Origin of the sequence: Streptantibioticus ferralitis (assembly GCF_029223525.1) — a bacterium.
Taxonomy (GTDB): domain Bacteria; phylum Actinomycetota; class Actinomycetes; order Streptomycetales; family Streptomycetaceae; genus Streptantibioticus_A; species Streptantibioticus_A ferralitis.
The window spans coordinates 313654-331038 of the sequence record NZ_JARHTQ010000005.1 but is presented as its reverse complement, the minus strand read 5'-3'; the positions used below and the strand labels follow the sequence as shown (position 1 = coordinate 331038).

The following is a 17385-nucleotide window of genomic DNA, read 5'->3' as shown; positions in this document are numbered from 1 at the left end:
CAGCCGGTGGGCGCATCGTTTCCACCGGACCGATGCGCCGTCCTATCCGGTCGGGCGAGGCGCGGCGTAGGGTCCGCGCGGGAGGCTCTGAGTGGCCTGACAACGGCGGACGAGGAGCTGATCGGCATGGCGGTCATCGAGGTTGAGGACCTCACCAAGACTTACGGCGGGCGCACAGCCCTGGGCGGGGTTTCCTTCGCCGTTGACGACGGTGAGATCTTCGGTCTGCTCGGTCCCAACGGTGCCGGGAAGACCACCGCGGTGGAGTGCGTCGAAGGGCTGCGGCGCGCCGATTCAGGCTCGGTACGCGTACTCGGCCTGGACCCGGTGCGGCAGGGGCGGCAACTGCGTCGCCAGATAGGCGTACAGCTGCAGCAGGCCCATCTGCCCGACGCCCTACGGGTCCACGAGGCGCTCGAACTGTACGCGTCCTTCTACCCGCGGCCCCGGGACCCCGACGAACTGCTGTCCCAGTGGGGCCTGGAGGACAAGCGCGACACGAAGTTCGGCAAGCTGTCGGGCGGTCAGAAGCAGCGGCTGTTCATAGCGCTCGCCCTGGTCGGCGATCCTCGCGTGGTGTTCCTCGATGAACTCACCACCGGCCTGGACCCACAGGCCCGCCGCGCCACCTGGGACCTGGTCCGGCAGATGCGTGACGGCGGGGTGACGGTCGTCCTGGTGTCGCACTTCATGGACGAGGTGGCGGCGCTGTGCGATCGAGCCGCCATCCTCGACAAGGGCCGCATCGTCGCCGCCGGCACCCCCACCGAGCTGATATTCGGCGCGGGTGAGCAGACCGCACTGAGTTTCCGGCCCACCGCGGAACTGGACCTGGCGACCCTGTCCGCGTTGCCCAGCGTGGCCCGCGTCGAACAGTGCGGAGACACCGTGACGGTCAGCGGCAGCGGAGCCGTGACCGATGAGGTGACCGCCGTACTCGCCCGCAACCAGATCGTCGTCGCCAACCTGCGCATCCACGACCGCACTCTGGACGACGCCTACGCAGCCATCACCGAAGGCACCGAATGAGCGCGCCCACCACCGACCGCGTCATCCAAGCCGCCGCACCGAGCGGCACCACCGTGCACGCCCTGCGCAAACTCACCATCACCGAGGGCCGGTTGTTCCTACGGGACCCGGCCGCGGCGTTCTTCACCCTCGCCTTTCCGGTGCTGCTGCTGGCGATTCTCGGGTCCGTTCCCGCCTTCCGCAAGGCGACGCCGAAACTGCACGGTCTGTCGACCATCGAGGTCTACGCGCCGGTCATGGTGATCTTCACGCTCGTCATGCTGGCGACGAACGGAATCACCCCGGTCCTCACCGCCTACCGCGAAAAGGGCATACTGCGGCGGCTGTCGGCGAGCCCGGCGCCCGCCGCGATGATATTGGGCGCGCTGGTCACCCTGTACGCCATCGTCGCCGTGGTCTCCCTGCTGCTGGTGGCGGTGGTCGGGCGGCTCGCCTTCCATATCGCGCTACCGCAGGCGCCGTTGGCGTTTCTGGTCGCCCTCGTCATGTCCGCGGCCTCGCTGTTCGCCGTCGGCCTGCTGCTCGCGGCGCTGGCGCCGTCCGCCAAGGCGGGCAACGCCATCGGTGTCGCGTCCTTCTTCCCGATGATGTTCTTCTCGGGACTGTGGGTGCCGCGTGACCTGATGCCCGGCACGCTGCGCCGCATCGGGGACTTCATACCCAGCGGCGCCGCCACCCAGGCGGTGCTGGACGCCTGGCACGGCAGTTGGCCGCACGCCGGTGATCTGACGAAAATGGCGGTGTTCGCCCTGGTCGCCGGGTGCGCGGCGGCCAAACTCTTCCGCTGGGAGTGAGTCCGGCAGACCACCAGGGGAAGACAGCCGGGGGAAGGGACCGAACATGCTCGGCACGGTCGAGAGTAGGCCGCTCACGTCCGAAGACGATCGACTGGAGATGTGGGAACGGCGCGTGCAGGCCATGCTGGTCTACCTGCCGTACGCGGCGCTGGTGGTCTCCGTCCTACTGGCCGTCACGGTCCCCGTCCCGACCGCGAAACCCTTCCCGTACAGCCTCACCCTGTCCGCCACAGCGCTCGGTTGGCTGCTGCTGCGGGCGGCGATGGACCGCTATGACCACTACGACAGGCTCGGCGCCGCCGACGGCCGACTGTGGCTGACCGTGCTGCACTTCGCGGGCCTGATCGCGCTGATCTTCCTGATGATCCTGGCCAATCCGGTCTTCGGGTACTTCGGCTTCGCGGGATATCTGCACGCGATGCGCTATCTGCGCGGGAGCTGGCGGAGCATCGGCGGGCTGGTGACCGCGCTGCCGGTGTCCGTCTCACAGACCGGCGGAATGCTGCCGACGTCCACCGCGGCCTACCTCAACCTCGCGGTGACGTTCCTGTTCAACGTGGTCTCGGTCGGCGCGGTGCTCGCCCTGGACGGGATCACCGAGCGGCAGAGCAACCGCCGGAAGCAGTCCAACGCGGCCCTGACCGCGGCCAACGTACGGCTGGCGGCGATGCTCGCCGAGAACCGCGGACTGCACGCCCAACTCATCAGCCAGGCCCGGGAAGCGGGCGTGCTGGACGAACGCCAGCGCATGGCGAGGGAGATCCATGACACCCTGGCCCAGGCGTTCGCCGGGATCGTCACCCAACTCCACGCGGTGGATCAGGCGCGGGAGCGCGGCGGCCACGATGCCGACCGCCGCCACCTGGCGAACGCGGCCCGGCTGGCCAGGGAGGGACTGACCGATGCCCGTCGCGCGGTGCGGGCACTGTGTCCGGAGCCGCTGGAGAACGCGGAGCTGCCCGACGCGCTCGCCGAGGCCGTCGGCCAGTGGCGGGAACTACACGGCACCGAGGCGAAGTTGACCATCACAGGCACCGCCCGACCGCTCCATCCCGAGGTGGAGATAACCCTGCTGCGCGCCGCGCAGGAGGCGCTCGCCAATGTGGCCAAGCACGCCGGAGCGTCCCGGGTCGGCCTGACCCTGTCGTACATGGAGGATGTGGTGACCTTGGACGTTCGCGACGACGGCGCGGGCTTCGATCTGCCGACCCTGCCGGAGCCGGGCAGTGCGAGAGCGGCGGGCGGCGGGTTCGGGCTGACCGTGATGCGCCAGCGGGTGCAGGGCCTCAGCGGGCGGCTGGCGATCGAGTCCGAGCGCGGCGGCGGTACGGCGGTCTCCGCCACGCTGCCCGCGATCACCCGGGGCGGCCTCGATGGTTGAGTCCACGGCGCACGGTGCGCCCCTCCGCTTGCTCATCGCCGACGACCACCCGGTGGTGCGGGACGGGCTGCGCGGGATGTTCGACGGCGACCCCGGCTTCGAGGTGGTGGCCGAGGCGGGTGACGGCGCCGAGGCGGTGACGCTGGCCGAGCGGCTGAGCCCCGATGTGGTGCTGATGGATCTGCGCATGCCGCGGCTCGACGGAGTCGCCGCGATCCGTGCGATGGCGGAACGAGGCCTGCCCGCACGGGTGTTGGTGCTCACCACCTACGACACCGACAGCGATGTGCTGCCCGCGGTCAAGGCGGGCGCCACCGGCTATCTGCTCAAGGACACCGCACGGGAGGAACTGGTCCGCGCGGTGCGGGCGGCGGCGCGGGGTGAATCGGTGCTCTCTCCCGCGGTGGCCACCCGGGTGCTCGGCCAGGTCCGTACCCCAGAGCGGGAACCGCTCAGTCCGCGCGAGGTCGAGGTACTGGGCCTGGTCGCCGCCGGTTCCACCAACCGTGAGACCGCCGCGCGTCTGTTCATCAGTGAGGCCACGGTCAAGACCCACCTGCTGCACATCTACGCCAAGCTCGGCGTCAAGGACCGAGCCGCCGCGGTCGCCGCCGCGTACGAGAGGGGGCTGTTGCGTGTTCCCGGACGGTAACGGCGTTAATTGTTAGGAGTATTGACAGTCGCTTGGTCTAGTCCAATCATGTTCCAGCATCGAGGCTCTCCCCACGCTGCCTCACCCTGCTGGGAGCAAACATGAGACGACTCAGATCGATTCGCGCTGCCCTGACTGCCGTGGCCACGGCCGCGACCTCCGTGGGACTCATGGTGACCGGCGGTGGCGCGGCGCATGCCGCGACTCCGCTTCCCACCCATGTCTTCGCCCCCTACTTCGAGGCCTACAGGGGCGACAGCCCGGCCGCGCTGTCGGCCGCGTCAGGGGCGAAGTACCTGACGATGGCGTTCATCCAGGCCGCGTCGAAGGGCTCATGCACCCCCTACTGGAACGGAGACGCCGGCAAGCCGATCGCCGCCTCGTCGTTCGGCTCGGACATCGCCACCATCCAGTCGAAGGGCGGTGATGTCATACCCTCCTTCGGCGGCTACACCGCGGACAACACCGGCACGGAGATCGCCGACAGCTGTACCGATGTCTCCGCCATCGCCGCCGCGTACGAGAGCGTCGTCACCACCTACGGCATCACCCGCATCGACCTCGACACCGAGGACAACTCGCTCACCAACAGCGCCGGTGTCGACCGCCGCAACAAGGCGATCAAGCAGGTCGAGGACTGGGCGGCGGCCAACGGCCGTACCGTGCAGTTCTCCTACACCCTGCCGACCACCACGAGCGGGCTGGCCGCCAGCGGCCTCGCGGTGCTGCAGAACGCCGTGTCCAACGGTGCGCGCATCGACATCGTCAACATCATGACGTTCGACTACTACGACGGTGCCACGCATGAGATGGCGACGGACACCGAGCACGCCGCCTCGGGGCTGTACGGCCAACTCGCCAACCTCTACCCGTCGAAGACCCCGGCGCAGCTGTGGGCCATGGTCGGCATCACCGAGATGCCCGGGATCGACGACTACGGCGCCGCCGAAACCTTCACCACCGCCGACGCGGCGACGGTCTACAACTGGGCGGTACAGAAGGGGATCAGCAGCCTGTCGTTCTGGGCGCTGCAGCGCGACAACGGCGGCTGCCCGGGCACCGGCGGCTCCGACACCTGCTCCGGCATCGCGCAGAGCCAGTGGTACTTCAGCAGCACCTTCGCCCCCTTCACCGGCGGCGGCGGTCCGGTGGCCGATGACTTCTCGGTGGCCGTGTCACCGGCCGCGGCCTCGGTGCCGCCCGGCGGTACGGCGAGCGCGACGGTCAGTACGGCCGTGACCGCGGGCAGCGCGCAGAACGTGGGCCTCACGGCGACCGGGGCCCCCGCGGGAGTGACGGTGAAGTTCAGTCCGGCGTCGGTGAGCGCGGGCGGGTCGTCGACGCTGACGGCGCAGGTCTCCTCGTCGGCCGCGCCCGGCAGTTATCCCGTCACCGTCACCGGATCGGCTGCTTCCGGGAGCCATTCGGCCACGTACACCCTGACCGTCACCGGATCCGGCGGAGGCTCGGGGACCATCGTCAACGGCGGCTTCGAGAGCGGAAGCCCGAGCCCGTGGACCTGCCAGCCGGGCAGTACCGTGGTCAGCGGCCCTGTCCACTCCGGAAGCCATGCGCTTCAGGTGACCCCGACGCCGAGCCAGACCGGTGAATGCGACCAGTCCCTCACCCTCGCCCCGAACACCGCCTACACGCTGACCGGTTGGGTGCAGGGCGACTACGCGTTCATCGGCGTCAGCGGTGGTGCGACGGCCAACACCTGGGCCTCGTCCACCGGTTGGACCCAACTGACGGTGCCGTTCACCACCGGTTCCACCGGCAGCGTGACGGTCTACCTGCACGGCTGGTACGGGCAGGGCAATGTGTACGGGGACGACTTCTCGCTCAGCTAGCGAGTCGGCCCGGTCGGGCCCGCGTCACGGGTGCGGCAGGCCCGCGGGATGCGATCCCGCGGGCCTGCGGCGTCGTGTCGACCGCCGTCAGGCGGTCCGTGGTCCGGCGGTGAGCGCGGCGACCGTCGCCGCCGCGAGGGCGTCCAGACCGAGCGGGTACTTGAGGCGTACGAGCAGCACACCGGCAAACAGCCGCACCCCGGAACACCGCACGCGGTCTTCCCGACCCGCCCCCGACTCCCAGGCGTAGGCCGTCCGGGTGAATCGCCGGCTGCCGGTCAGCGAATGGTGCGGTGCGGTCTTCGCCGTAGTCGGCCGGAGGCTGGGAATCCGCCTGCGACCCGATCCGGGCGCCCGGCCCGGGACCGTATGCCGGGCCAGCGGCGTCTCGCTCGGGCGGTATCGCAGCGGGTACGCCCAAGTCGCCGCGGACCGCAACTCCAAGGCGGTTTCGCTGGTTTCGGCGCACCAACCGGCAGCGTCTTCACCGGAATCCTACAGACGGCGGGTATCACCAAAGCAGGGCGGTACGCCGTCACCGCCCACTGCTCCACCGGTCCGCACCCGGACTCGGCGGCGCTGACAACGGCTGGAATTCCCGGGACAGCGGTGGGCGGTGCCCATACCGCAGCCGCCCTCGCGTCCGGTCCGCCGTGCTGCCCGCCGCGAACGGCGGACAGGTCTGATCGCCGATCTCCCGATCAGGCTCTGACCGCCGGTGCCCCCGTACCGCCTCAGGCGCGGTACGGGGGCGCTTGTTTCTCAACGCGCTGTGTTCAGGCGTGCCGTGGGCAGTACGTGTCCGCGTCGCCGCACTGTCGCACCACGGTGAACAAGTCGGTCAGCCGGGCAAGGCGCAGCACCCGCTCCAGCCACGGGTCGGTGACGACCAGGGTCACCCGGCCACCCCGACGCCCCATCTGGCAGGCGGTGCGGACCAGCGGTCCGAGACCCGTGGCGTCCATGAAGGTCACCGATCTCAGGTCAACGACGATGTCCGAAGTGGTGAGCGCCGCGGCGGCAAGCAGGCCGGTGGTGCGTGCGGTGGTGAGCAGATCCAGCTCACCGTCGAGCGTCACGGTGGTCGCCATGGCGTGCTCCTCTCCCGAGCGCGCTTCCGCGGACGGTGGGAAGATCAGCCTAGAGGCGTTGGCGCCCACTTCACGGGGATTGCCGAAAGTCGGCCGTCGGCTCTGGAGGCCCATACGGCCAGAGCCCGTTCACCGTGCACCGGTGCGCCGGGCATGCGCCGTGGTCAACCGGTCAGCTCGCGCTCCAGCGGGGTACGGAAACTCGGCCTGATCCGGGTGCCGCCCAGCCATCCGGCGAGCCGGTCGGCCTCGGCGCCGATCGCCGACCGGGCCTGCCGCCCCGCGTCGGTGAGCAGGCGGTAGGCGATGGAACCGTCCGGGCGCTGTGCCCAACCGCCGATCACCCGGCCGTTCCACCACACGGTGGGGCCGATGTTGCCGTTGCGGTCGAAGAGCGGCTGCCGCAACTCCGGGTCGGCGTACCAGTCGCGGTGCCGCCAGCCCATCGCGGTCGGGTCGAGCGCGGGCAACAACGCCGCCCACGGCTCGGGTTCCGCGATGGACTCCGTGTCGTCCGGCAGCAGATGGCCGGTGCCCTCGTCGAGGTCGACGGCGACGGCCCCGGTCGCGGCGATCGCCTTACGGGTGTCGGTGAGCGTCCAACCGGTCCACCACTTCAGGTCGTCGGCCGTGACGGGTCCGAAGGACGCCAGATAGCGGCGGGCGAGGTCGGCCTTCGCCGGGCCTTCCGGCAACCGTGCGAGCGGCTCCGCCACGGCCCACCGGAACTGGCTCGACGTCCAGCCGCCCAGCGGCCTGGCCCGCCGGATCCTGCCCTCCGCCGCGAGGACGCCCAGGATCCTGCTGGACACCCGCTGCCTGGCCTCGTACGGCTTCCCCGGCGAGACCACGATCTGCTCGCGCAGCGCGGGCACATCCGCTGCCAGCTCGGCGGCGCCGGCCTGACCGCGTTCCCGGAGCGCCGCCAGGGCGGCCTCTTCGGCGGCGGCGATCCATTCGGCGGTGAACCCCCCGGCCCGCAGCAGGAGTTTCGCGTGGTGGGCGCGTTCCCGCAACGCGACCGGGCGCGCGGTGGAGGCGTTGACGACCGGGGCGAGTTCGGCGGGGACGACGAACATGGTGCGCCGCATACAGAGCATCCGGGCCAACGTCAGGTCGTCGTACAGGCCGCGCTCGACCTCCGCGACGCTCGGGGCGGTGAGGCGGGCGCACGCGGCGAGGTGGACCGTCGCCGGATCGGTGGCGTGCAGCGCCACGAGCGCGTGCGCGACGTCCTCCACCGCCGCCCCCTTGGCGCCGGGCGCCAGCAGATGCCGGACACCGAGCCGGGCCCGCCGCTGCCCGGCTGCCACCCGCGGCCGGGCACTCACCGGCGTACCGAGCGACGGGCCGCGGTGGGCGGGTTCGTGCGCTGCATACGACAACTCCCGGGAGGGCTGCGGTAGGTCCTGACCAGGCGACCACGGTACCTCTCCCGGCGACGGGCCCGATGGCGCGCCTCGTACCCATGAGCGGACGGATCGCCGACGATTGAGCCATGACGGCGAATGCGGCAGAGGGCAACGCGGCGGGAGGCATCCGGCTGGCCGGTGCGCGCGGACGGTGGGTCCTGCTGGCCACGGTGCTCGGTTCCGGAATGGCACTGCTCGACGGCACGGTGGTCAACGTGGCCCTGCCGCGGCTGGGGGAGAGCCTGCATGCCTCCTTGGCCGCCTTGCAGTGGACCGTGAACGCCTATCTGCTGACCCTGGCCGGGCTCATCCTGCTCGGCGGATCGCTCGGCGACCGGTTCGGCAGGCGCCGGGTCTTCGTGGTGGGCACGGTGTGGTTCGCCCTCGCCTCCGCGACCTGCGGGCTCGCGCCCAACCCCGTCGTGCTGATCGCGGCCCGCGCGCTGCAGGGCGTGGGCGGCGCCCTGCTGACGCCCGGGTCACTCGCGCTCATCCAGGCCACCTATGTCGAGGAGGACCGTTCCCGGGCGGTCGGTGCCTGGTCGGGGCTGGGGGGTGTGGCCGGAGCCATCGGCCCGTTCGTCGGCGGCTGGCTGGTCGACGGACCCGGCTGGCGCTGGGTGTTCCTCATCAACTGTCCGGTGGCCCTGGTGGTGGTGGCGGTCGCGGTGCGCTGGATTCCGGAGAGCCGGGAGGGCGAACGGACCGGTTCCTTCGATGTGGCCGGGGCCGCCCTGGCAGCGCTGGCGCTGGCGGCTCTCACCTACGCGCTGGTCGAAGCGCCGACCGCCGGCGTTTCCGCCCCGGTCCTCGGGTGCGCGGTCGCGGCCTGTGCGTTCGGTGCCGGGTTCGTCGTGCTGGAGCGGCGGCGGGCCCATCCGATGCTGCCGCCCGCGTTGTTCGCGTCCCGGATGTTCACCGTCGTCAATGTGATCACCCTGTGCCTGTACGCGCCGTTGAGCGGGGTCCTGTTCCTGCTGCCGGTACAGCTCCAAGTGGCGTCCGGATACAGCGCGTTGCAGGCCGGTGTCGCCATGCTGCCCATCACCGTGTTGATGCTGGCGCTGTCCGCCCGTGCCGGGGACCTCGCCCGGCGCATCGGCCCACGACTGCCGCTGACCGTGGGGCCGCTACTGGCGGCCGCGGGCATCGCGCTGCTGTACCGGGTGGGCCCCAAGGGCGCCTACTGGAGCACGGTGCTGCCCGCCGCCATCGTGCAGGGGCTGGGGATGGCGCTGTTCGTCGCACCGCTGACCGCCACCGTGCTGGCCGCCGTGCCGGTGCGGTGGGCGGGGATCGCCAGCGGCGTCAACAACGCGGCCGCCAGGGCCGCCGGTCTCCTCGCCGTCGCGGCGCTGCCGCTCGCCGTGGGGCTCTCCGGTGGGCAGTACACCTCCGGGCCCGCCGTGCACCGTGCGTTCCAGGAGGCGGTGGTCATCTGCGCGGTGGTGATGGCCGCCGGGGGCGTACTCGCCTGGTTCACCGTACGGGAACCGCGCCTCGCGGTGCCCTGCGCGCATCCGCAGTGCTCGGTGTACTGCGGCGTCCAGGCACCGCCGCTGGACCCGGGCGGCGGGTAGTCCAGTCCGGCGGTGCCGCTCCCGCCGCGAGCCACGGCACCCCGGTCGTCAAAGCCAAGCGTTCACCGGGTGGACGCGCCCCCATCACCTTGGCAACACCGGAGTCCGGCAGCCTTCTCGGGTCCTGCCGACCGAAAGACGGAACGCTCATGACCACTTCCCCCGTGGACACCGACGAGCAGCTCCCCGCCCCCTCCCGCCTGGCCGACGTCCCTGGCTGGTTCTTCCCGGTCGATCAACTGCTCTTCGACTGGTTCCTGACCCGCCAGCGCCAACGCGACGAATCCGGCGACCTGTTGGAGGTCGGCGTCTATCTGGGCAAGAGCGCGATCTTCAGCGGTGCCTATGTACGCGACGGTGACCGCTTCACCGTGTGCGACCTGTTCGACTCGCCCGCCGAGGACTCCTCCAACAGCGCCGAGATGGCCAAGTCGTACTCCACCTTGACCCGGCGGGCGTTCGAGGCCAACTACCTCTCCTTCCACGACGAACTGCCCACCGTCGTACAGGGCCCGTCCTCGTTCGTCCCGGACCACGTCGACAAGGACAGTTGCCGCTTCGTCCACATCGACGCCTCGCACCTGTACGACCATGTGCACGCCGACATCGTGTGCGCCCGCACCCTGCTGCGGCCGCACGGCATCGTCGCGCTGGACGACTTCCGCGCCGAGCACTGCCCGGGCGTGGCCGCCGCCACCTGGCAGGCGGTGACCAGCGGCGGACTGCAGGCCGTCTGCATCACCAGCACCAAGTTCTACGGCACATGGGGCGATCCGGGCCCGGTGCGCGACGAACTGCTCAGCTGGCTGAGCGGGCGCCGCGACCTGTGGTACGAGGTGCAGTCTGTGGCGGGTGGCCCGCTGATCCGCGTCGACGGCAAGAAGGCCGTCGCCCCGCCGCACCCCGCGTCCCGGCACCCGGCGGCCGACCTGAACCGGCAGGCGTCCGCCCCGGCGGCGAGCGACCGCCCCCGGCCCACGGCACGACGCCTCGCCGCCCGGGTCCTCCCCTCCTCGTTGGCCAAGGCGGTGAGCGCCGCACGACGACGCGGCTGACACAGAAGCATCACGCTGTGTCGTGAAGTGAGCGCAAACCTCCTCGGGTTGGCACGTCCACGTGGCGGCCCGGCGCTTTGCCGGGCATGCTGCGGTGTGCAGGCCACAACCCGGGCGAAGGAGGGACACTGTGGGAACGGCCTTCGCGCTGCCGCTCGTTGGTGTCGCGTTCGCTATGGTGGCGCCGCGGATACTGGCGCGGGCCCGCTGGCAGGACCGCGAACCCGTGGTCGCGCTGTGGGTGTGGCAGTGTGTCGTCGCCGCCGTACTGCTGTGTTTCGGACTGTCCCTGCTCGTCACCGCCGCCGCCCTGTGGGCACCGCTGCGCGACCGGCTCTTCTGGATCGCGCCGCGCGGTGTCCAGGACTCCTACGACCTGACCGTGGGCGGGGCCTGGCGGGGGGTGTTCGCCGCCGTACTGGTGACCGCCGCCATCCACCTCGTACTGCACCTGGTCCGGGAAGCGCACCTCGCCCGCATCAGCCGTCGCCGCCGCTACCACGAACTACGGGAGGCGGCTCCACCGCTGCCGTACGAGCAGCCGCACCGCTGGCGGATCCGGCGGGATGAGCGGCTTTTGGTCATGGAAAGCCCACGACCGCAGGCCTGGTCGCTGCCACTGCCGCGCAAGCCGCTGCAACTCGTCGTTTCCACAGGGGCGATGCGGCGGCTCAGCCGTGAGCAGTTGGACGCGGTCCTCGCCCATGAACGCGCCCACGCCAGGGCCCGCCACCATCTGCTGCTGCAGTCCGCGGGCGCGCTGGCCACCGCGTTCCCCGGTGCGACGCTGTTCACCGCCTACGCGGACCGCTCCGCGCGGCTGGTGGAGTTGGCCGCCGACGACGCGGCGGCGTACCGGCACGGCCATCTGGCCACCGCTCTCGCCCTGTTGGACCTGAACGAGACCCGGCTCGGCACGGCCCGCCCGGTGCCCGCCGTCTGGGCTCCCGGGACACCTCCGCCACCGCCGGTCGAACAGGTCGCCGCGCGCGTCGACCGGCTGCTCACCGGGCCGCCCCGGCTGCGCCCGGTGCAGCGGCTCAACCTGACCGCGGTGGGCCTGATGATGATCATGGTCCCGGTGCTGGTGGCGCTCGCTCCCGGACTGGACACGCTGCTCACGGTGGGCTGGCGAGGCTGAGACCGGCCCCGGCCCAACGGACGCCGGGCCCACATGTGGTAGGCATGCGGCGAACCGGCAACCGCCCGCAGCGTCGCGGGCGGCAGCGGCACCGTAGACACCGGGAGACGACATGAGCGACGCGATGACGGCCGGAACGGTCACCATCACCGCGGGGAACGGCGATCCCATCGAGGCATACCTCGCACGGCCGACGGACCGCCCCGGGTACGGCGGGGTGGTGGTGATCCACCACATGCCGGGTTATGACGCGGCCACCAAGCAGATGGTGCGTGACTTCGCGGCCAACGGCTACGCGGCGCTGTGCCCGAACCTGTACTCGCGTCAGGCACCCGGGGCCAGCCCGGACGACGCGGCGGCCGCGGTCCGGGCCGCGGGGGGCGTCGCCGACGACCAGTTGACCGGTGATGTGGAGGGTGCGGTACGCCATCTGAAGTCACTGGAGGGCGCGAACGGCAAGATCGGGGTGATCGGCCACTGCTCCGGCGGCCGTCAGGCGTTCCTGGCCGCCTGCTCGATGCAGTTGGACGCGGCGGTGGACTGCTACGGCGCCTTCGTCGTCAACGATCCGCCCGCCTCGATGCCCGCCACCATGAAGCCGGTGATCGGCCTCGCGCCGCAGTTGTCGTGTCCGCTGCTCGGCCTGTTCGGCGCCGAGGACTCCTACCCGGCGCCGGAGGAGACCGCCCAACTCGCCGCCGAACTGGAGCGGTTGGGCAAGGAGTACGCGTTCCACACCTACGAGGGCGCCGGGCACGCGTTCTTCTCCGTCGACCGGCCCAGCCACCGGCCGGCGGCCGCCGTGGACGGCTGGCAGCGGATCTTCGACTTCTTCGGCCGCCATCTCTCCGCCTGACACCGTCCCCCTTCCGCCTGACCAGGAGTCCAGCATGTGCACGTACCTCACCGAGAAGATCTCCGTCGAGGGCAGCGGCAAAGGGGCGCGCGGCTGGTTCCCGCTGACCCATGCGACCGTCTATGTCGACCACCCCCAGCACGCGCCGCAGGAGCACACCCTCAACATCGACTTCATCAACCCCGAGCAGGGTCCCGGGGCGCGGGTGGCGGTGGAGTTGACCGAGGAGTCCGCCCTGGCACTGGTACGCGCCATCCACGACGCGCTGGCCGCCGCCCCGCCCGGCCTCGCGTCGGGCGGCGGCACCGTGAGGCCGGGCGGAGCCGCGGTCTCCACGGCGGGACAGCCGGTCAGCTCGTGATCTCGTTGAAGATCCTGGAGTACGCGTATCCGGTGCCCTTGTCGTAGCCGTCGACCTCCCAGAACGACAGTTCCTGAACGCCCTTGGCGGCGGCGAAGCGCTCCAGTGTGGTGGCGTTGGACTGGGTGAAGTTCTCGTTGTCGTCGTTCTTCCCGGCGATCGGGGTGAGCCCGATGCGCCCCCACACCTGCGACGACGAACCGCCGTAGAGTCCGGCGAGCTGGCCGTGCGTGGCGTTGGCGGCCGACTCGGCGTCGGCGAGCGCGTTGTGGCCGTTGCCGAAGTCCATCGTCATGATGTTGACCAGGTTGACCTTGACGCCCTTGCTCTTGGCGTCCCTCAGCAGGTTGAGGGCGTTGGACTCCAGGCCGGTCGGGGCGACCGGCACGGTGTAGTCGATCTGGACCGACGGGTTCGCCTTCTGCAGCGCGGCCAGGGCCTGGTCGCGGCGGGAGTTGGCCGATGAGTCGTCGAGGACGCCGCCTTCGATGTCGAAGTCCAGACGGGTGACGCCGTAGGTGGTGACCACCTTGCTGTACGCGGCGGTGAGTCGGGAGACCGAGGTGCAGGTCTGCGCCAGCTCACCGCCCGCCTCGCCGCCGAACGAGATGATGACATCGCCGCCGGCCGCCTTCAGCGACTTCACCTGGGAGGCGAACGCGCCGAGCGAGTCGCCGCCGTCCTCCCACTGCGGTGTGCACCCCGATTTGGGGGTGAGGAAGGCCAGTGTGTAGTCGCGTACGCCCGTGGTCTTCATGTCCGCCGCCATGTCACCGGCGTCCGAGTGGCTGATCTGGAGGTACGGGGCGGCGTAGTGCGCGGGGAACGAGGCCGCCGCATGGGCTGGAGCGGTGGCGATCAGCAGTGCGGCGGGGATCAGGCCGGATGTCGCCAGTACGGACGCCTGAAATGATCTGCGCATGACAGGAAGCCCCTCATATGCGCCCTGGACGGGCATGGCGGGAGACTGGAAGGAAAGTTTCCTAACTGGTTTGGGTGAGAATGGCCCCGCCGCCAACCGGTGTCAAGGCATGCGACAGGGCCGACCGTTGCCGGTCGGCCGGATCACGTGATGCCGTGCGCTCAGCGGTAGTTGCCGGTGTGGCCCAGGCTGTAGCGGCCGGGCTGCGGGAAGAACGCGAGTCCGTGCGGGTTGGCGCCGACCCGTATCCGGGCCAGCAGCCGCCCGTCGGCGGTGCCGAAGACATACACCTCGTCGTGGTCACGGCCGGAGAGCCACAGTTGTGTGCCGTCGGCGCTGACCCCGCCCATGTCGGGGGAGCCGCCGCCGGGTATTCGCCAGGTGGCCGTCGTGGTGCGTCTGCCGGGGTCCACCACACTGACCGACCCGTCCTGGCGGTTGGACACATACAGCAGGGTTCCGTCCCTGCTGGGGTATATCCCGTGCGCACCGGCCCCGGTGGGGATCGTCCCCTCCTGGCGCATGGTCGCTCCGTCGACAGCGATCAGGTCGCCGTCATGGAAACCGGCGACATAGAACGTGCGCCCGTCCGGGCCGAGCCGGACGTCCTGCGGCATCGCGTTCGGGCCGAGGTCGAGCTCTCCGAGGATCCGCAGCGTGGCCGTGTCGAACTTCAGCAGCTGCCCGGAGAACTCGCAGCTGGCGATGAAGTAGCTGCCGTCCGGCGAGAAGTCGGCGTGATTGATACCGGAACAGGGCGCGGTGACGGTGCGCCGCAAGGCCATGGTGTGCGGGTCCCGGACATCCAGATGGTTCCGGCGCTCCGCCATGACGAGCGCGGAGCCGCCGTCCGGGGTGAAGTACAGGTTGTACGGGGCGTCCACCGGAACCGGCTTGCCGGGCTTGGCGGTTCGGGGGTCCAGCGGTACGAGCTGGTTGCTGCCGCTGGCGTCGACCCAGAGCGTCCGCAGGTCCCAGGACGGGGTGACGTGCTGCGGCAGCCTGCCGACCGGGAAATGGCCGACGATCCGGAAGGACTTGGGGTCTATCACGGTCACGGTGTCGCGGTCGCGGCTGGACGAGATGTTGGTGCCGCCCATGCCGGTCTCGCCGCTGTTGGGCACGTAGACCAGTTCGGGGTCCTTGGCGACGGTGGGGCTGAGCATCCCCGTTCGGGTGAACGCGTAGGCGTCCGCCAGGGCGAGCGGGCGACTGAACGGGTTCGCCGCGCCGGCCTGCGCTATCCAGGGGATGCCGCCGGACGGGTGGTGCACACCGGTGGCGGCGTGCCCGGCCCGCACCGGCGCCGGGCGGCCCGGACGGGTTGACGCGCTGGCGTTGTTGTCGGGGGCGGCCAGCGTACTGACCGCCACGACGCCCGCGGTGAGCGCGAGGCCGCAGACCAATGCGATGCGGAGGGGGCGCGCACGCACAGGGTCCTCCCGTCGTCGATGAACTGGATACGGGACAAACCTAGGCACAGCGCACCGATGGCGCGACTCGCCGCCCCTGGTGCGGCGGGGGTTGGGGCTGCCCTACGAAGATCGACTCGCGGAAGGGCGTGGAAGGACGTAGACGTTCGACGTGCCGGGCGGACAACGGTGACCGCTGCGTGTGTGCCACACGTGGTGCCCGGTCGATAGTGGGGGGACCGGCAGGGCACCACGTGTGGCGGCGGCGAGCTGGACTCGCACTTCCGCAACGCGCCTGCCCCGATCCACATCCGGCAAACAAAATCGATTCCGCACCGGTCCACCGCCGCCTACCGAGGTGTTGACCGCGGGTGTCCGGCAACTCGAATGAGCGGACCGCCGCGATGCCCGGATCGCTGCTCAAGTAGCGGTAGCCGCCAAGCCCCCACGCCTCATGACTCGTCACCGCGTCGGCCACCTTGTACGCGTCGTATCCGTTGGCGTCGCTTCACCAGGCGGTCTGGTTCGGCGGGTCGTACGGCAGTTCGTTCTGGAAGAAGTGCCTCCGCCCGCCGCGGAACGGCTTCTCCCGCGTGGTCGGTGCCTGACCGGCCACGGTGTAGGGCGGGTTGGGGAAGTTGCCGGCGGGCGGATTGGTGTCGCCGACGAACACCATGTTCCAGTCGGACCCGGTCCAGCCTCCCCATTCGGTGTTCCGCGAAAGCCACTGCTGCCGGCTGCCCGACCGCGGCTGCCCGTCGATCACCGAGTCGGCGGTGGAACCACCGCTGGACCAGCCCCCGTCGTACAGGCGCAGCGAACCGCGCAGGTGCTTACTGAGGTACGGCGCCGCCGGGGAGACCGCCCACTGGTCCGTACCCGACGAGGGGTTGGCCGAGAGGTTCTCCGCACCGTGCCTGATGGTGCGTCAAAGCGTTGGCGCGGACTTGACGGCGCCGTCCCGCGTCACGCGCCGGCCGGTCCGGTGGCGGACCGCACCCGCATAGGATGAGCGTCGGATGCCGAATCCCGTGGGGGTCTCCCCGGGAAGCCCCCGGATGGCGATCGAGGAGCCAGGAATGAGTGTCCGCGTCGAGCGCGACGGTCCGGTCACCACGGTCGTACTGTCCCGGCCGGAGTGCCGCAACGCGGTGGACGGGGTGACCGCGGCCGCGCTCGCCGAGGCGTTCCGTGCCTTCGACGCCGATCCGCGGGCGAGGGTGGCCGTGCTGTGGGGCGAAGGCGGAACGTTTTGTTCCGGCGCTGACCTCAAGGCGGTCGGCACCGAGCGCGGCAACCGGGTCGCGCCGGACGGCGACGGCCCCATGGGCCCCACCAGGCTGCGACTGACGAAACCCGTGATCGCCGCGGTGAGCGGGCATGCGGTGGCGGGCGGGCTGGAACTCGCCCTCTGGTGCGACCTGCGGGTGGCCGAGGAGGACGCGGTGTTCGGCGTCTTCTGCCGACGCTGGGGCGTGCCGCTGATCGACGGGGGTACGGTACGGCTCCCGCGGCTCATCGGCACCAGCCGTGCGATGGACCTGATCTTGACCGGTCGGCCGGTACCCGCCGCCGAGGCGCACGCCATCGGACTGGCCAACCGCGTTGTACCGACCGGCCGTTCACGGGCCGCCGCCGAGGAGCTCGCGGGGCAGATCGCCCGGTTCCCGCAGACCTGCCTGCGCGGCGACCGGGCCTCCGTCCTCGCCCAGGACGGTCTCACGGAACAGGAGGCGATGGCCGTCGAGCTGCGGCACGGCCAGGCGGCCATGGCGGAGGCGCTCAGCGGCGCCGCACGGTTCGCCGCGGGCGCCGGCCGGCACGGGGACTTCAGCCAGCTCTGAGG

General features: G+C 70.9%; 15 protein-coding genes and 1 pseudogene. 11 read left to right on the top strand and 5 right to left on the bottom strand.

Annotated elements, in window-relative coordinates; genetic code table 11:
• Nucleotides 1–126 precede the first annotated feature (126 nt).
• From P2L57_RS10685 to P2L57_RS10665, 5 genes are all read left to right on the top strand, one after another.
• Nucleotides 127–1029 (top strand): ABC transporter ATP-binding protein, encoded by a 903-nt coding sequence (locus tag P2L57_RS10685; RefSeq protein WP_275811834.1) that lies wholly within the window; start codon nucleotides 127–129, stop codon nucleotides 1027–1029.
• Nucleotides 1026–1823, top strand: a complete 798-nt coding sequence (locus tag P2L57_RS10680; RefSeq protein WP_275811832.1) for an ABC transporter permease — start codon at nucleotides 1026–1028, stop codon at nucleotides 1821–1823. Before P2L57_RS10685 ends, P2L57_RS10680 begins: the two co-directional genes overlap by 4 nt.
• Before the next feature lie 100 nt (nucleotides 1824–1923).
• Nucleotides 1924–3207, top strand: coding sequence for a sensor histidine kinase (locus P2L57_RS10675; RefSeq protein ID WP_275811830.1), 1284 nt, complete (start codon nucleotides 1924–1926; stop codon nucleotides 3205–3207).
• Nucleotides 3200–3859, top strand: coding sequence for a response regulator (locus P2L57_RS10670; RefSeq protein WP_275811828.1), 660 nt, complete (start codon nucleotides 3200–3202; stop codon nucleotides 3857–3859). The genes P2L57_RS10675 and P2L57_RS10670 overlap by 8 nt, the downstream gene beginning before the upstream one ends.
• 101 nt (nucleotides 3860–3960) lie before the next feature.
• Nucleotides 3961–5709 (top strand): carbohydrate binding domain-containing protein, encoded by a 1749-nt coding sequence (locus tag P2L57_RS10665; protein ID WP_275811826.1) that lies wholly within the window; start codon nucleotides 3961–3963, stop codon nucleotides 5707–5709.
• A 776-nt stretch (nucleotides 5710–6485) separates the two neighbouring features.
• Here the strand turns inward: P2L57_RS10665 and P2L57_RS10660 are convergent.
• Both P2L57_RS10660 and P2L57_RS10655 read right to left on the bottom strand, forming a co-directional pair.
• Entirely contained in the window at nucleotides 6486–6800 is a 315-nt protein-coding gene (locus tag P2L57_RS10660; protein ID WP_275811824.1) for an STAS domain-containing protein, read from the bottom strand.
• A gap of 164 nt (nucleotides 6801–6964) precedes the next feature.
• A complete protein-coding gene (locus P2L57_RS10655) occupies nucleotides 6965–8131 on the bottom strand; it encodes a winged helix DNA-binding domain-containing protein (protein WP_275811822.1) in 1167 nt (388 codons plus the stop codon).
• A 167-nt stretch (nucleotides 8132–8298) separates the two neighbouring features.
• Here P2L57_RS10655 and P2L57_RS10650 point away from each other — a divergent pair, with 167 nt between their 5' ends.
• The 5 genes from P2L57_RS10650 (at nucleotide 8299) to P2L57_RS10630 (ending at nucleotide 13205) form a co-directional block, all read left to right on the top strand.
• On the top strand, nucleotides 8299–9792 hold the full coding sequence (locus P2L57_RS10650; RefSeq protein WP_275811820.1) for an MFS transporter: 1494 nt from the start codon (nucleotides 8299–8301) through the stop codon (nucleotides 9790–9792).
• A gap of 149 nt (nucleotides 9793–9941) precedes the next feature.
• The gene (locus P2L57_RS10645) at nucleotides 9942–10847 is read left to right on the top strand and encodes a class I SAM-dependent methyltransferase (protein WP_275811818.1); all 906 of its coding nucleotides are present in this window, start codon (nucleotides 9942–9944) and stop codon (nucleotides 10845–10847) included.
• Between the two features lie 130 nt (nucleotides 10848–10977).
• Nucleotides 10978–11988 (top strand): M56 family metallopeptidase, encoded by a 1011-nt coding sequence (locus tag P2L57_RS10640; RefSeq protein WP_275811816.1) that lies wholly within the window; start codon nucleotides 10978–10980, stop codon nucleotides 11986–11988.
• A gap of 112 nt (nucleotides 11989–12100) precedes the next feature.
• Nucleotides 12101–12844 (top strand): dienelactone hydrolase family protein, encoded by a 744-nt coding sequence (locus tag P2L57_RS10635; protein WP_275811814.1) that lies wholly within the window; start codon nucleotides 12101–12103, stop codon nucleotides 12842–12844.
• A 34-nt stretch (nucleotides 12845–12878) separates the two neighbouring features.
• Nucleotides 12879–13205, top strand: a complete 327-nt coding sequence (locus P2L57_RS10630; RefSeq protein WP_275811812.1) for a DUF6295 family protein — start codon at nucleotides 12879–12881, stop codon at nucleotides 13203–13205.
• Here the strand turns inward: P2L57_RS10630 and P2L57_RS10625 are convergent.
• From P2L57_RS10625 to P2L57_RS40680, 3 genes and pseudogenes are all read right to left on the bottom strand, one after another.
• Nucleotides 13195–14127: a chitinase gene (locus P2L57_RS10625; protein ID WP_275811810.1), complete on the bottom strand. Its 933-nt coding sequence runs from the start codon at nucleotides 14125–14127 to the stop codon at nucleotides 13195–13197. The two genes, P2L57_RS10630 and P2L57_RS10625, sit on opposite strands and share 11 nt — an antisense overlap.
• 161 nt (nucleotides 14128–14288) lie before the next feature.
• Entirely contained in the window at nucleotides 14289–15560 is a 1272-nt protein-coding gene (locus P2L57_RS10620; protein ID WP_275811808.1) for a YncE family protein, read from the bottom strand.
• Between the two features lie 556 nt (nucleotides 15561–16116).
• Nucleotides 16117–16449 (bottom strand): annotated as a pseudogene (locus P2L57_RS40680) (coagulation factor 5/8 type domain-containing protein); the annotation flags it as partial.
• Between the two features lie 169 nt (nucleotides 16450–16618).
• Here P2L57_RS40680 and P2L57_RS10610 point away from each other — a divergent pair.
• Nucleotides 16619–17383 carry a crotonase/enoyl-CoA hydratase family protein gene (locus P2L57_RS10610; protein ID WP_275811806.1) on the top strand — a complete coding sequence of 255 codons (765 nt, stop codon included), beginning with the start codon at nucleotides 16619–16621 and terminating at the stop codon, nucleotides 17381–17383.
• Nucleotides 17384–17385 lie beyond the last annotated feature (2 nt).